General features: G+C 30.6%; 14 protein-coding genes and 1 pseudogene. 5 read left to right on the top strand and 10 right to left on the bottom strand.

Annotated features, from left to right (window positions below; translation table 11 throughout):
- Nucleotides 1-256: pseudogene (locus BLS90_RS02070) on the bottom strand (helix-turn-helix domain-containing protein); the annotation flags it as partial.
- 238 nt (nt 257-494) lie between these two features.
- Nucleotides 495-1,274: a response regulator transcription factor gene (locus BLS90_RS02065; RefSeq protein ID WP_091254573.1), complete on the bottom strand. Its 780-nt coding sequence runs from the start codon at nt 1,272-1,274 to the stop codon at nt 495-497.
- A 162-nt stretch (nt 1,275-1,436) separates the two neighbouring features.
- Here BLS90_RS02065 and BLS90_RS02060 point away from each other — a divergent pair, with 162 nt between their 5' ends.
- Together BLS90_RS02060 and BLS90_RS02055 are read left to right on the top strand one after the other, a co-directional pair.
- Nucleotides 1,437-3,446, top strand: a complete 2,010-nt coding sequence (locus tag BLS90_RS02060) for a sensor histidine kinase (RefSeq protein ID WP_091254570.1) — start codon at nt 1,437-1,439, stop codon at nt 3,444-3,446.
- The gene (locus BLS90_RS02055) at nt 3,433-4,572 is read left to right on the top strand and encodes an ATP-binding response regulator (protein WP_091254567.1); all 1,140 of its coding nucleotides are present in this window, start codon (nt 3,433-3,435) and stop codon (nt 4,570-4,572) included. The genes BLS90_RS02060 and BLS90_RS02055 overlap by 14 nt, the downstream gene beginning before the upstream one ends.
- Nucleotides 4,573-5,847: 1,275 nt before the next feature.
- Here the strand turns inward: BLS90_RS02055 and BLS90_RS02045 are convergent.
- Nucleotides 5,848-6,150, bottom strand: coding sequence for a response regulator (locus BLS90_RS02045; RefSeq protein WP_245705026.1), 303 nt, complete (start codon nt 6,148-6,150; stop codon nt 5,848-5,850).
- A 382-nt stretch (nt 6,151-6,532) separates the two neighbouring features.
- Here BLS90_RS02045 and BLS90_RS02040 point away from each other — a divergent pair, with 382 nt between their 5' ends.
- On the top strand, nt 6,533-7,612 hold the full coding sequence (locus tag BLS90_RS02040) for a hybrid sensor histidine kinase/response regulator (RefSeq protein WP_091254562.1): 1,080 nt from the start codon (nt 6,533-6,535) through the stop codon (nt 7,610-7,612).
- A 71-nt stretch (nt 7,613-7,683) separates the two neighbouring features.
- Here BLS90_RS02040 and BLS90_RS02035 read toward each other — a convergent pair whose 3' ends face one another.
- From BLS90_RS02035 to BLS90_RS02020, 4 genes are all read right to left on the bottom strand, one after another.
- Complete coding sequence (locus tag BLS90_RS02035; RefSeq protein WP_245705025.1) at nt 7,684-9,279, bottom strand: hypothetical protein; 1,596 nt, start codon at nt 9,277-9,279, stop codon at nt 7,684-7,686.
- Nucleotides 9,280-9,313: 34 nt separating this feature from the next.
- On the bottom strand, nt 9,314-10,039 hold the full coding sequence (locus tag BLS90_RS02030) for a hypothetical protein (RefSeq protein ID WP_091254559.1): 726 nt from the start codon (nt 10,037-10,039) through the stop codon (nt 9,314-9,316).
- A complete protein-coding gene (locus BLS90_RS02025; protein ID WP_091254556.1) occupies nt 10,026-10,586 on the bottom strand; it encodes an RNA polymerase sigma factor in 561 nt (186 codons plus the stop codon). Before BLS90_RS02025 ends, BLS90_RS02030 begins: the two co-directional genes overlap by 14 nt.
- 187 nt (nt 10,587-10,773) lie before the next feature.
- A complete protein-coding gene (locus BLS90_RS02020; protein ID WP_091254553.1) occupies nt 10,774-11,751 on the bottom strand; it encodes a polyprenyl synthetase family protein in 978 nt (325 codons plus the stop codon).
- 167 nt (nt 11,752-11,918) lie between these two features.
- On the opposite strand from BLS90_RS02020, the gene BLS90_RS02015 reads away from it, so the two are divergent.
- Nucleotides 11,919-12,773 carry a hypothetical protein gene (locus BLS90_RS02015; protein WP_139171371.1) on the top strand — a complete coding sequence of 285 codons (855 nt, stop codon included), beginning with the start codon at nt 11,919-11,921 and terminating at the stop codon, nt 12,771-12,773.
- A 41-nt stretch (nt 12,774-12,814) separates the two neighbouring features.
- On the opposite strand, the gene rlmN is transcribed toward BLS90_RS02015, so the two are convergent.
- Nucleotides 12,815-13,861, bottom strand: a complete 1,047-nt coding sequence (gene rlmN, locus BLS90_RS02010; RefSeq protein WP_091254546.1) for a 23S rRNA (adenine(2503)-C(2))-methyltransferase RlmN — start codon at nt 13,859-13,861, stop codon at nt 12,815-12,817.
- Nucleotides 13,862-13,942: 81 nt separating this feature from the next.
- Between rlmN and BLS90_RS02005 the strand changes: the two genes are divergently transcribed.
- Nucleotides 13,943-14,584, top strand: coding sequence for an O-methyltransferase (locus tag BLS90_RS02005; RefSeq protein ID WP_091254543.1), 642 nt, complete (start codon nt 13,943-13,945; stop codon nt 14,582-14,584).
- A 101-nt stretch (nt 14,585-14,685) separates the two neighbouring features.
- Here the strand turns inward: BLS90_RS02005 and BLS90_RS02000 are convergent, their stop codons facing one another.
- Together BLS90_RS02000 and BLS90_RS01995 are read right to left on the bottom strand one after the other, a co-directional pair.
- Entirely contained in the window at nt 14,686-15,261 is a 576-nt protein-coding gene (locus BLS90_RS02000; RefSeq protein ID WP_091254540.1) for a phosphatase PAP2 family protein, read from the bottom strand.
- Nucleotides 15,261-15,662, bottom strand: coding sequence for a twin-arginine translocase TatA/TatE family subunit (locus BLS90_RS01995; protein ID WP_091254537.1), 402 nt, complete (start codon nt 15,660-15,662; stop codon nt 15,261-15,263). Before BLS90_RS01995 ends, BLS90_RS02000 begins: the two co-directional genes overlap by 1 nt.
- Nucleotides 15,663-15,763 lie beyond the last annotated feature (101 nt).

Raw genomic sequence — 15,763 nt, 5'->3', positions numbered from 1 at the left:
CTTTGGCTTCAAGTTCCATTATCTTTTGTTCTGGCGACTTTGACATAGTAAATGGTGTTTGGTTTTCCCAATCAAAGTTACCGAATTTTCTAAGCCATTTAACAACAGTTGATCTATTTTGAATGCCATAAGTCTTTGTGGATTCTGTAACTGTAAGTTGTCCTCGTTCAATTTCTTGAACAATTTGTAATTTAAAAGACATTGAATAATCTTTTTGAGTCCGCTTCACATAGCGTGTTTCTTCATGTTTTTCCATTAGGATACTTTTTGTGTATCGCTATTTCAGGACGGGACATTTTAGTTTCATAAAAATATCATTTAAATAGTAAACATACTTTTTTTGTGAAAATTAATCTATTTCATAAAAGTTGATTTACTTTTTACCTCTGATTTAAAGAAAAAAGCCAATAATTTAAAATCATAAAAAAACACTCTTTTACAAGAGTGTTTTTTTATGATTTTAAATTATTTATTCCGCTTGTTCTTACAAACTTTTAAAGCAAAGAATCTTTTTCATTTTGGATTGATTTTATGTAATCCCGAGGAGTTACGTTAAGATATGATTTAAAACTGGTAGAAAAATAAGAGAAAGAGTTGAATCCTGTTTCATCACTTAGATATTGTACATTTCTTTCTCCTAAACCAATGAGTTTAATAGCATATTCTAATTTAAACTCTCTTATGTATTGGCTCGCATTTTTATTAGTGAGTTTCCTCACCCTTTTATCTAATGTAGATTTACTTATGAAAAGCTGACTTGACAATTCATTCATATCAATCTTTGATTTTAAATGTTTAACAAGAACTTCATTTAACGAGGTTAAAAAATCTTTTTCTGATAATTTAATAGTAACTTTTGAAAATGGATCTGGAATATATTTCTTTTCTATATTTTTTTTAAGTTCAATAACATTTTTTATTTTGTAGACCAATTCCTTTACTTTAAAGGGTTTCATTATAAAATCATTTACTCCATTTTCCAACTGCCTGAATTTTATATTATCATCCATATTAGCCGTAATTACAATAAACGGAACTGTTTTAAATCTAATATTTTTCTTGATTTTTAAAAACAGTTCTTCGCCACCCATAATAGGCATCATTAAATCACTTATAATGACATCAGGAACGTTTTTTTGAAAATATTTTAAGGCTTTTACTCCATCTTTTATCCATTTTACGTCGAAATCACTCAGAATCAATAATTCTAAAATTGAGCTTCCTAAAGCTAAGTCATCTTCAATTAAAACTATTTTTAATTTACACTTTACCATTTTACTAAATTAACAATTTCTATTTTAATTAAACCTTATTTTATTTTAAATTATCAGTAACTAAAACCATTAAAAAATTTAAATAAAATACTTTTATCAACAAATAAAATTACTGATAAAAAATAAACAAACCCCTTTTGTACAATTCATACTATCAGAACAATGAAAAATATTTTATTGAGCATTTCAAAAGCAAATTATCATCTTTTGCAAGGAGGTTCAATCGACGATGCACTAAATTTTTGCATTACTGATATTGGCAAAATCCAAGAATTTGACAGATGTTATATTTTTAAAAATCACACCGATAATGACGGGCTAAAACTCTACTATACCCACGAATGGTGCAATGACCATATTGAATCTTACATTGATAATCCAAATCTGAGTGGCCTTACATATGCCGCTTTCCCTGGACTTTATGAAAAATTAGTAAAAAACGAACCTTTTTATGGACTTGTAAAAGAAATTGAAAATGATTATTTCCGGGAAATTATGGAAATGCAAGACATAAAATCCTACCTATTCACTCCAATTTTTTCCGACAATCTCTTTTGGGGATGGATTGGTTATGATGATTGCAAAACGGAAAGAATATGGGTAGATGAAGAAGTATATGCCTTACAAACCGTTTCTATAAATATTGGGCTTCGCCTCAATCAAGACAAAAGTACTTCAAAATTAGAAGCTACATTAAAAAAATTTGACTTCTACATGAAAGGTTCTAATCAAGCCCTATGGGAATTAAACATTAAAACCAATAAAAGTATTTTTTCCTATAATTGGGCAAAAATATTAGGCTACACAAACGATGAGATAACAGTTGATGCTGAATTTTGGAAAAACATTATCCATCCTGAAGATTTACTGAAAATGGTAGTAGATTTAGAAAATTTCATAGCTGAAAAATCCAGTAATCATAACGGAATAGTAAGAATGGTTCATAAAGATGGACATATTGTTTGGGTAAAATACTTCGGTTTATTGAAAAAAAACAAAAAAGGCATACCCAAAAAAATTATTGCAACCTTTATCGACATTACCGAAATTATAGAAAAAGAAAAACAACTAGAGTTATCCGAAGAAAAATTTAGATTTATTGCTGACAATACTACTGATTTAATTTCCCAACATAATATTAATGGAGGTTATACCTACGTTTCAAATTCTATAAAGGAAATTTTAGGATATGAACCTATTGAAATGCTAAATAAAATAGCCTTTGATTTTGTACATCCAGATGATGGTGAACGAATAAGAAATGTTCAGAAAGACTTTCTCAGAGATTCGAAACCTATAACATTCACTTTTAGATTCAGAAGAAAAGACAACAGTTATATCTGGTTAGAAACCTCCGCAAGAAATATTTTAAACACCGAGAATGTTATAGTAGGAATTCAAACTTCTAGCAGAGATGTCAGTGAACGAATAAAAGCCGAACAAGAAATCAAAACTGCTCTCAAGAGAGAGAGAGAGCTAAGTGAAATGAAATCAAGATTTGTCGCAATGGCATCACATCAATTTAGAACTCCGTTGACTGTTATCTATTCTAATGCAGAACTTATTGATCTTAAAACAAATCATCTTGATGAAAAAACAGGCAATTCCGTTGAAAACATTACTTCAAGGATAAAAAAAGAAGTTGACCGAATGACTGAATTAATGAACAATATTTTAATTTTTGGGAAGTACGAATCTAAAAAAATTAAAAAAGAAATTAAAAATATTAATCTCAATATATTTATTAACACATTAGTTGACACTTATTTTCACAGAGCTCTTGAAAAAAGAAAGATTCAAATAGAAATAAAGGGCAAAAAGCAGGTTTTTCAAACTGATGAAACTTTATTAACCCATATTTTAACAAATTTAATCAGTAATGCATTTAAATATTCTACCGGTAAACCTGATCCAATTTTAGTCATGACCTATTTAGAGAACGAAATTGAAATAAAAGTAACTGATTTTGGGATTGGAATTCCCGAAAATGAAATTAAATATCTTTTCACCTCTTTTTTTAGAGCTTCAAATACAACTACCATTATTGGTTCTGGTCTGGGTTTAACAATTGTAAAACAATTTACAGTTTTTTTAAACGGTAAAATAGAATTGAAAAGCAAAGAAAACTATGGAACAACAATAAAATTAAATTTCCCATATGAACAAAAATAAAATTCTATTAGTTGATGACGAATTAAACTTAAGAGAGACTATCAGTGAACTTCTTCGTTATCAAAACTATGATGTTAAAACAGCTAACAATGGTCAAGAAGCTCTCGATATATTAGAGTACTGGCAACCCGACCTAATTCTATGCGATATCATGATGCCTGTTATGGATGGCAATGCCTTACATGAAATTATCAAGGATATTCCATCTTTGAACACTATTCCATTTATTTTTTTGACTGCCAAAAAGGAAAATGATCTAATGAGAAAGTGTCTGCTGGAAGGGGCTGATGATTACGTGGCTAAACCATTCAAAATAATAGAATTGACATCTATCATTGAATCAAAGCTAGCACGATTTGAAAAAATAAAGAATTCTTATAGTAATTTATATCTGGGTAAAGAAAAGGTTTTTTTACATGAAATCAATACACCAATAAATGGAATTTTAGGTCCGATTGAACTTCTGATTGAAAATCAAGAGAAACTAGAGAAAAAAGAAATATCTGCATTCTATGAAGCGATTAAAATATCGGGTAAGCGATTAAATAGAACCATGCAAAATTTAATTCTATATGAAAATCTTAAAAATAATTCAATTGAATTTAATGACAATTTTAGTTCTGAAATTTTGAATGCATTTTTGAAAACAAAAGAAAAAATTTTTAAAATTTATGAAGATCAAGAAAAAAGAATAACTTTTGAAATTGATAAAGCAATGATTAAAATCAGTGAAGAGCATTTGCAGTATATATTTTTTGAATTAATAGATAATGCCTTAAAATTCTCTTCAAATAACAAAGTCATTATTGTTTCTGGAGAACAGTTCAATAATGAATATTATGAATTAGTGATCCGAGATTTCGGGATTGGCTTCAGTGAACAGGAATTAAATAAAATAGGCGCTGCGCAACAATTTAATAGGGAAGAAAGAGAGCAGCAAGGATTAGGATTAGGGCTCTTTTTAAGCAAAATTATTATAAAAAAATCAAATGGCGTTTTCACTATTGTATCAAAAGAAAATGAAGGCACAACTATCAATTTATTCCTGCCTTTAAGTACAAAAGAACCGCTATTATTTTCAGAAAATATAAAATATAACAAATCAATTCAATCTCAAATCATATAGAAGATATAATTAATTTATTGTACTCAACCTTTTTAAAGATATAAAAATGCAAGAAGAGAAGTGCGAAATTTAAGATTATATCAAAACTTAAAAATATCGCCAGCTATATCATTAAGAGAGGATCTTAAAATTAAATATTCCTACCAAAACAGCTTACATTAATCAACCAAATCTTAATTATAAAAACTCATTACTCCTAATAAATTTTAAGTAAGCTGTCCGGTAAGAACCCCAAATCTTGAACCAAATATAGATTAAGAAACAACTTGATTACGGATTTTAATTGATAGGTTAAAAAGAAGTAGTGATAATTTTAAATATCAAAAAAAGACTATTAAATCAAGATTCTATTTTACTTTCTTAATTTTTGAACTAATTTTTTCCAATAAATAAAATAGATAATTTTTTTAAAACATAGGAATTTAATTTACAAATTTTTCTAAATAATTCCTATGATACTATGGGCAAATCTGTACTAAAAGCAAAGTCTATCAAGAATTAATTCAGCGGTCTTATTTAAATATTACGAAAATAAAAAATGCAAAAACCATAATACATACTCCAAGAAGGAAGACTGTGCTGACACAGAGATTAATTGTTTTACTTAAATTCACGTCTTTATTCTTTAGCAAAATATCTAATTTTGCCCAATCACTATCTGAAAGAGGAGTATTCATAATTTACTTTTTCATGGAATTACACTTTAAATATAAAATCCTAAAAAGAGATCAATTCCTTTTTGACTAATAAATTAAAAAATAAAAGAAATAATTTAAAATGGTACTGATTTTGGGATCTTCATTAGCCTTGCGGATGATTGTTCAATTGAATAGACTTAATACAATCAGATGGAGTCATCCCTTTATACGCTTTGAAACTTGTAGTGAAATAAGAAAAGGAATTAAAGCCAGTTTTATCGACTAAAAACTGAATATTTCTTTCTCCTAAATTGATGAGTTTAATTGCAAAATCAAGCTTATACTCCTTTATAAGCAGTTGGACCTATTTAATGTCGTACTATAAAATGAGTGAAATAATATTTAACATAGGAGTCATATAAGCATTAAACCTTAAATGACCTTATTGTTGTTTAAGGTATATAAGCCTAACAAATGAAACTTAAATGAATTATATGGTAAAAAAAATGCACCATTGTTTTATTCTTATTGATTATATTGGGTTATATTTTTGTTACTAAGCTTTCTGATTTTTTTTCCAAAGTCGACTTGCTGATAAAAAGTTTTTTAGACCACTCATCAATATCAACTTTAGACTTTAATTTTTTACATAGGATTGTATTAATTGAAGTGATAAAATCTTTTCAGACAACTTTATAGTAACTTTTGAAAATGGATCAGGACTTAGTTTCTTTTCAATATTTTTTTTAAAATCAATTACATTATTAATTTTAAAAATCAACTCTTTTACTTTAAATGGCTTCATTATATAATCATATACACCATTTTTAAGTTGACGGTATTTAACCCCTTCCTCCATATTTGCGGTACTTATTATAAAAGGGACAGCATTGTATTTACTATCTTTTAGAATTCTTAAAAATAATTCTTCTCCATTCATATTTGGCATCATAAAATCACTAATTATGATGTCAGGCACTTTTTTTGAAGATGTTTTAGTGCTTCTTGACCATCTTTGAACCAATCAACGATAAAATCATTTAACAATAATAATTCCAGAATCAAACTTCCTAAAACTAAATCATCTTCAATTAAAACTATTTTTATTTTTTGATTTTAAAATTCGTGAAATTAACTAATCCGATTTTAAATTATAGCTATTTTTTTTAAAATTATCTACACTTATTGGAACTAAAATTGAAATTGAAATACCTTTATAGATTAGTTTTTTAGAGCTTTATCCAAAATCTATTTATCGACTGAAGCTATAAATTTAAATATTAAAAAGGGGTTTCTAGCAGCCGATTCTTATCCTTATTTTTATGAACAAAAACAAAATACTTTTGGTTGACGATGAACTAAACATCAGAGAAACCACAACTGAATTTCTTATCTACAAAAATTACGAGGTGAAATCAGCTAGTAATGGACAAGAAGCTTTAGATATTATAGAGTATTGGATTCCAGATTTAATACTATGTGATATAATGATGCCCATCATGGATGGTACAAAATTCCATGATATAATAAAAGAGAATAAGGCTTTAGTAGCCATTCCTTTTATTTTTATGACGGCAAAAAAAGAAGATAATCTAATGAGAAAATGCATGCTCAATGGAGCAGATGATTTTATATCAAAACCATTTAAAACAAAAGAATTATTAAATATAATAGAAACAAAAATTGACCGATTCCAAAAAATAAAAAATGTGCACAATAATTTATATGTGGGCGAAAAAAAATATTTTCTACACGAAGTCAACACGCCCCTTAACGGTATATTGGGCTCCATAGACCTCTTACTTGAAAACGCAAATGAATTAGAAAAAGAAGATCGTAAAGATTTTTATAATGCCATAAAAATATCAGGAGAACGCTTGAATAGAACTATGCAGAACCTAATTCTCTATGAAAGTTTAAAAAATAATGAACTTAACTTTTCAAATAATGAAGAGTGTGAAATCCTAAATGTATTTTTGAAGACAAAAAAGAAAATTCTCACTACCTATAAAAATCAAGAAAAAAGAATCACTTTTCAAATTGATAAATCAAATTTAAAAATTAGTAAAAAAAATTTAAATTTTATACTCTTTGAATTGATTGACAATGCTTTAAAATTTTCGCCCACCGATACAATTATAATTATTTCTGGAGAAAAATATAACGACACCTATTATGAATTGATTATCCGTGATTTTGGAATTGGGTTCAGTCCCAAAGAATTAAAGACCATAAATGCGGCGCAACAATTCAATCGTGATGAAAGAGAGCAACAAGGATTAGGGTTGGGCCTCTATTTAAGTAAGACTATAATAAAAAAAATAAAAGGCGTTTTCAGTATTATTTCAAATGAAAATAAGGGAACAAAAATTTCACTTTTCCTTCCCTTATCTTTTGAATAATTGCATTAACTTATGAAGTTATTGCTCTCTAAACATCACTATATTTAACTTTTATATGTCCTTTTAAATCCTTAATTGAAATCAAAACGCAGTCCTAAAGACATGTTGTTTTGTTTCACTAAATTATCTTTAAACAAAGGATTCAAATCATATTTTAAGTACAGACTAGTAGCTTTATATCCTACGTAAGTACTTAATCCATATACAAAACTATCAACATTAAAATTACCTTTAGTTATTTCTCTTGACTTATATTCATCAATATCATACTTTACATATTGCTTCGATTTTAGATTTGTACCAACGTATCCTCCTAAACCAATACGAAAACTATCGTGTGTTTTAAAATAGGTCTTCCCCTCTCTTTCTTTGGATTTTGTGAAGTCAAATTCTAGGTGCACTGGAAATACTACATTTACATTCTTGAAACGAGAATCATCCTGACGAATTGGATTTAACTCTAAATTTGTTTGGTTTCCATCCGCTACAAAATACCTATTATCTGTAGCTCGCAAATTATTGTACATTACGGAAAATCCATATTTTGCATGTAATAGATTGTTGTTTTTTAAAATTCTGGAGTTATAAGTTAATCCCCATTCATAAAAATGAGAACCCAAATACCTGAAATCTGATTTTTCGACACTTTTATTGGTTACCACATTATTTAAGCCTGCAGCAAAAACCACCTGACTTGTTGTTCGCTTAGATTGTCGATCTTCTTTGTCTGACTGTCCATTATAGACTTTCATAGATGTAATATTAATTTCTCTTTTATTCTTTCCAATAGAATCCGTACTGCCGCCTATAATGATACTCGTACCGCTATTTTTGTACCTATTTTCATCTTCAAACTTTCCATCTACTATATCTTGAATTAATTGATTTAATTTCCCTTCTTCAATAGCGACTTTTGTTTCAATAGTAGCGGCGCGTTCTTCCGCTTTTTTCAATTTAAATTCATCCGCTTTTTCTTTAGAAATTATTCCTTTAGCAACTTCTTTATCTAATGCATCAATTTCAGTTTTCAAAGCATTTTTCTGAGTGTCGCTAATTGTTTTAATTTGATTGGCAATTGCTTTCGCCCTTTTCTCAAATGAAATTTCTTTATGTTCTCTTCCTTTAATCGAACCCGTTTCAGGAACAGTATTATCAACAATTTCAAGTTTAACGTCTTTAAACCAAATTTGACCTGTTCCATCTAATAAAACTCCATAAGAAATCGATGTTGCTTCCATTGGCACAAATAAAACTATTTCATATTTAGTCCAATCAGTCGTTTCTTTGATAGCTCTTCTTTGCATATTATCAAAAGAGAGAACAGCAGTATCATAATAATCTGCGCGCATCCAAAGTCCAGCCCATGATCTTACTTTATTACTTTTCACATAACCAGTCATTTTGACTGTTTTCCCTAAATACAAATCAGACTTGATGGATTTCATAATATTACCAAAACCAATGATTGGGCTTTTAACTGATTTAATGGTGAAAACATCTTGATTAACAAATTCAGGGTTTTTATCAGGACCCATTTCATAACTTTCTATTTCCGGTTGTCTGTAACTCCACTCTAACGGATATTTTTCTGAATTTACTTCTTGAGCAGTTAACTTAGTTGCCATCGCAACCAGCATTAGTACTGTGATTAAAATAATTTTTTGCATAATGTTCGATTTTTGATTGATGATTGATTTTAATTTATTCTGCGTAATTTCTATTGACTAAAACTGTTTTTATAGCATTAAAATTCTTGTTGAATTTATCCAATGCCGATTCTCTAAATGATTGACTTAATTCTGATTCAGCATTAGATAACAAACTATTTGGATCTATTGAAATAGTTTTTCTGTTTTTTTCAATTGATTTATTAGTAGTTTTAGGCTCAAATTTAGTGTTACTAACTTCCGCTAATAATTTTTCTGCTGAAACGTATCTATTGATGCTGTTTGATTGGTAATTCTTATTTTCAGATACAATGACTACATCTTGATTTCCTCGTGATGGATTGCCGTTTGAAACTTTATCTTCTTTAGTATTAAATTCTTTTGACTGCTTATTCACATTATTATTTTCAGCAACAACTTTATACTCCTTCGTTATTGTTTTTTGAATCTGGCTAGATACAACGTCTTTACGTAGTACTTCTGGCTTTTCTAAATTATTCTCATCTGGTTTTTCTTCTAGAACTATTGGAGCAGTCGGATCTACTTTTACAATTTCAACTCCATTAAAAAAAACAGTGCATACAAGTAGAAAACCTACAAAACTCGCAGCAATGTAAATCCAATTAGTATTCCGTTTGCTTTTTGTTTTTTCAGCAGAATCTAACATAGCTTCTAATCGGTCCCAAGCTTGTGCAGAGGGCTGAATAGTTCTTCGTTCCAACTTCTGTTTTATTTCAAGATCTAATTTATTCGGTTCCATACTCGTAATTTTTCAAGGTATTGATCTGTGCTTGCAGCATTTTTCTAGCATGCGACAATTGCGATTTTGATGTTCCTTCCTTAATCCCTAACATACTGGCAATTTCATGATGCTTGAATCCTTCGATAGCATACAAATTGAAAACCATTTTGTAGCCGTCCGGCAAACTATCTATCAAAAATTGAATGTCAGCAATTGCAAATTGGCTTTCAGTATTGTTAAAACTTCCTTCAAAATAAGTTTCATCTTCAATATATTTCAACTTTTTCTCCACTCGAATAAAAGAAATACATTCGTTGACCATAATTCTCCTTATCCAGCCTTCAAAACTTCCTTTGTGCTGAAAATTCTGCAGATTTGTAAACACTTTCATAAAAGCGGTAATCATAAGGTCTTCAGCCTGATGAATGTCTTTTATATATTGGCGGCAAACGCTTAACATTTTTGGAGAAAACAGCGTGTAAATCCGCTGTTGTGCTTGTCGATTGTTTTCGACAGCCAACAGGATCAATTCATTTTCCTCTTGATGTAAGTTGATTACTTTCATAAATAAATGCAATGGCAAAATTCAATTCCAATATTTTCATTGCTAGTGCAATTCATTTTTTGATAGTGAAACTGACTTCTATTAGCATAGACGATTTACAATGCAAAAAGGTTGCATAGCAATAAAATTAATTTAAAAAAAATATCGTTCACTGAGATTCTTTTTTCGTCAGAATGACAAAATGATGCTATTTTTTTCTTTCAATAACATAATTGACCATTAAGATCAGTGCATCTTTAAACTCGGAATCAGGATAATTATCCAGCAATAAAAGTGCTTCTTGCTGAAATTCAACCATTTTTTGTTCCGCATAAAGTAAACCATTATTGTTTTTTACAAAAGCAATAACTTCTTTTACGCGTTTCTTGTCTTTATTATGGTTTTTAATGGAATTAATTAACCAGCTCTTTTCTTTAGATGTAGTAGTATTCAAAACATGAATAAGAGGCAAAGTCATTTTTTGTTCTTTGATGTCGATTCCGGTCGGTTTCCCAATGGCTTCATCCGTATAATCGAATAGATCATCTTTTATTTGAAAAGCCATTCCAATAAGCTCCCCAAATTTTCGCATATTCTCTACCTGAACCTCATCTTCAATAACTGATTTTGCCCCAAGGGCACAACAGGCAGCAATAAGTGTAGCGGTTTTTTTTCGAATGATTTCGTAGTATACATCCTCTGTGATATCTAGTCTTCGGGCTTTTTCTATTTGAAGTAACTCGCCTTCACTCATTTCGCGCACAGCGACAGAAATAATGCGGAGCAAATCGAAATCACCATTATCAATAGAAAGCAACAGTCCTTTAGACAATAAATAATCCCCAACCAAAACTGCAATTTTATTTTTCCAAAGTGCGTTGATGGAGAAAAAACCTCTTCTACGATTACTGTCATCGACTACATCATCATGAACTAATGTTGCGGTATGAATCAATTCGATAACGCAGGCGCCTCGATAGGTTCGTTCATTTATGATTCCTCCTGAAACCATTTTGGCCGTCAGAAAAACGAACATAGGCCGCATTTGCTTCCCTTTTCTATTTACAATATAATAGGTAATCCTATTTAACAACGCCACATTGGAGGTCATCGATTCGTAGAACTTTTTTTCAAAAAGTTCCATTTCATCGAAAATAGGTTGTTTAATTTGAGAGGTCACATTCATTAGAATTCAAAGATACTATTTTTAATAAAAGAACGTTATCTATTTTACACTTAGAATTGAATTCTTTGCTTCCGGTTAATAAATTATAAAAACAAAAATTAATTAAATCCAGAGTATAAATATCTATTATTCAATTAATTATAACAAAACTACTTAATAGTATTATCATGAAAACAACTATAATAATACTCATCACCTTTTTATCATTGCGTTTATTTAGTAGTTGCGATACTAGTGATAAAATTGAAAACACTACAGTATTATCGGTTAAAGATATTACTGTAGATTCTAAAATTGATGCCTCCTTAGATTACATCATAAATATAGTTGAAGATCAGTATGCGGTGCAACAAAGTACTGCTAACAAAACTAAAACCACTATCAAAAGTATTTTACCTGCTTGTGCAACAAGTACAACTTTATTAGCCAATGGTTCTTGGACGAGAACAATCGACTTTGGTACTGGAGGCTGCATGATGCTAAACGGTAACAGTATAACAGGAAAAATTATTATCCGGTTTTCCCATGATTTTAATGCCACTGAAAGGACTTTATCCTATAGCTTTGAAAATTTTTATCACAATGGCAAACTGTTTCAGGGCAATAAATCCATCCGTTATTCCCTAAAAACTACTAAACTACTTGCAGCAGTCCATCCTGTCTCAATATTTACCGTTGATATGATAATAACTTTTGAAGATGGGAAAATTTATACTAGAACAGGTACTAAAACAAAAGAAGTGATCGGAGGTAACAATACGCCTCTCAGCTGGGAAGACACTATTTTTCTGGCAACAGGGAACAGCACTACTGTATTTCCAAATGGAACGTCCATTAGCCGTGTGATCACAACACCGCTGCGTTATGTGTTGCGCTGTAAATCCATATTTCCATTAGAAGGCATTCTTGCTATCACAAAAAATAAATCTGAAGGAACCTTAGACTTTGGCAAAGGAACATGTGATAATTTAGCTCTACTAACGATTGCTGGAGTCGCTACAGAAATTATATTAGAAAAATAAAAACTAAAACAGGATTGCATAGTAAAAATAGTAATCCTGCTTTATTCAGCTTCTTTGTTAGCCAGTTGACCACAAGCTGCATCAATATCTTTTCCGCGACTGCGCCTTACTTTCACAACAATTCCACTTGCTTCCAGCGCTTGGATGTAGGCATCTATGGATTCTTCTGAAGCTTGTTGAAATTCTCCATCATCAATAGGATTGTATTCAATCAAATTGACTTTACAAGGAACATATTTGCAGAACTTTACTAATGCATCAATGGATTCTTTATTATCATTGATGTCTTTCCAAACCACGTACTCGTAAGAGATTTTGCTTTTGGTTTTTCGGTACCAATATTCTAATGATTCGCGTAAATCAGCTAACGGAAAATTAGTGCTAAACGGCATAATTCTAGAACGAATTTCGTCAATAGCGGAGTGCAAAGAAACGGCGAGTTTGAATTTAACGTCATCATCGGCCAGTTTTTTTATCATTTTAGGAACTCCCGAAGTCGATACCATAATTCGTTTTGGTGACATTCCCAAACCTTCTGGCGAGATAATCATTTCGATTGCCTTCAGCACATTGTTGTAATTCATGAGCGGTTCTCCCATTCCCATAAAAACAATATTCGACAAGGGATGATTATAATACAACCGACTTTCTTTATCTATGGCAATTACCTGATCGTAAATCTCAGCAGGTTCTAAGTTGCGCATTCTTTTTAATCGCGCTGTTGCGCAAAAATTACAATCTAAACTACAGCCTACTTGACTGGAAACACAAGCCGTCGTTCTGGTATTTGTTGGGATTAAAACTGATTCTACCACCAATCCATCGTGCAACCGAACGGCATTTTTAACTGTTCCATCTTCACTGCGTTGCATTGTGTCGACTTTGATGTGATTGATAACAAAATTAGCTTCTAGCATTGTTCGTGTTCCTTTAGAAACATTAGTCATATCATCAAAACTATGTGCTCCTTTGCTCCACAACCATTCATAGACTTGATTGCCACGAAAGGCTTTATCGCCATTAGCAACAAAAAAATCTCGTAATTGTTCTTTTGATAAGGCTCGTACGTCTTTTTTCTCCATTTCCATGGTGCAAATTTAATGACAATTTGTTGATTTGTTGTTTTGATAATTTGATAACTTTGTACTCCATTGAAAAAAAATTGAAAAATGCATTTCATTTCCCAAGAATTAGAAGATTATATCGAGCAACATTCCGAAAAAGAACCGCTTTCACTAGCTGCTTTAAACAAAGAAACCTACCAAAAAATCTTGTTGCCAAGAATGTTAAGCGGTCATTTTCAAGGTCGCGTTTTGAGTATGTTGGCTAAGCTGATTCGGCCCATGCATATTCTTGAAATTGGAACTTATACAGGGTACTCCGCCTTGTGTTTATGCGAAGGCATGCAGGAAAATGGAACACTTCATACCATTGACATCAAAGAAGAATTAGTGGATTTTCAAAGAAAACATTTTGACAAATCACCTTGGGGAACACAAATATTTCAGTATTTGGGAGAGGCAGTTGACATCATTCCGACCCTTGATCTAAAATTCGATTTAGTTTTCATTGATGCGGACAAGGAAAATTACCTTAACTATTTTGAATTAATTGTTCCAATAATGAATAAGGGAGGAATTATATTGTCGGATAATGTTTTGTGGAGCGGTAAAGTTCTTGAACCTCTAAATCCCAAAGATTTGAGCACAAAAGTGTTATTAGAATACAATCAGTTACTAGCAAATGATTCAAGAGTAGAAACCGTCTTGTTGCCTATTAGAGATGGATTGACAGTAAGCAGAGTACTCTAGTTGTAACAATTATCGAAGAAAAAGTCTGCCTTGAAGTTGATTCCCCCAATTTTTGAGGGTAAAACATAAGCCTCCAAATTTTTGGAGTTATAAAATCACAACTAATCTCTTACGGGTAACGGAAAATACCGTTTTTGTGCTGTTTTGTATATCTTATACATTAAAAAACCAAAAGTAAATCCAAATAAATAACCGGATAAAATGTCTAGAGGATAATGCAATCCCAGATAAATTCTACTGTAAGCAAAGATCAAAGGCCATAAAAACAGAAGACTAAAACATTTGAAATGCGATCTTAAAGTAAAATATATCAAAGTAGCGACCGCCATTGAATTTGAGGCATGACCGGAGAAGAAACTGAAGGATCCTCTGACTTGAACCACACGAATAAAGGAATTGATTTCAGGATTGTTACAAGGCCGCAATCTTTCAAAACCATTTTTGAATACATTGGTCATTTGATCCGTAAAAGTTACCAGTATAGCTACAAAAAAGAGTAAATATAACGTCTGTTTTGCCCCCAGTTTTTTGAAAATAACGTACAATAAAAGTAAAAAAAGTGGAATCCAATTGCTCTGTTTGGTTATGATTATCCAAAGGCCGTCATAAGCTTTCGAACCTAGACCATTTAAAAACACAAACAATTCTATATCTAAAGAGAGTAATTTTTCTAGCATTATCCTTGACGTTTTATAGGTCCCGTACTCTCTTCAATTACTTCTTTAGTTGCCTCTATTGGAGCCGTTGATTCTCCCAGTAAACCGTCTTTGGCTTTATTTATTTCTGTGGTGATATTTGCCGATATATCGTTAAATTGAGAAGTATCGCCTAGTAGATTATCCTTCGCTTTATTAATTTCAGAGCTGATGTTTCCTCGTATATCACTCAAAGATTTTGCATCAAAACCATTAGCCTCTGCTCCTTTTTGAATTTCGCTTTTAATATCATTAGTAGCATTTTTCAATTGCGCCATTGCTTTACCCATGGTACGAGCTATTTCAGGAACTTTATCAGACCCAAAAAGCATCAGTACTATAAACATGATGAAAATTAATTCACCTCCACCTATACCAAACATATATTTTGTTTTTTATTGTTACAAAGATATTACTTTTTGAATCTTTGACTTTTAATTATTTCATAAAAAAAAAGACTCTTTTCAGAGTCTCTTTTATAATT

It is taken from the genome of Flavobacterium omnivorum (genome assembly GCF_900099915.1).
Classification (GTDB): domain Bacteria; phylum Bacteroidota; class Bacteroidia; order Flavobacteriales; family Flavobacteriaceae; genus Flavobacterium; species Flavobacterium omnivorum.
The sequence above is the reverse complement of the archived record's forward strand: the minus strand, read 5'-3'. Positions and strand labels throughout refer to the sequence as shown.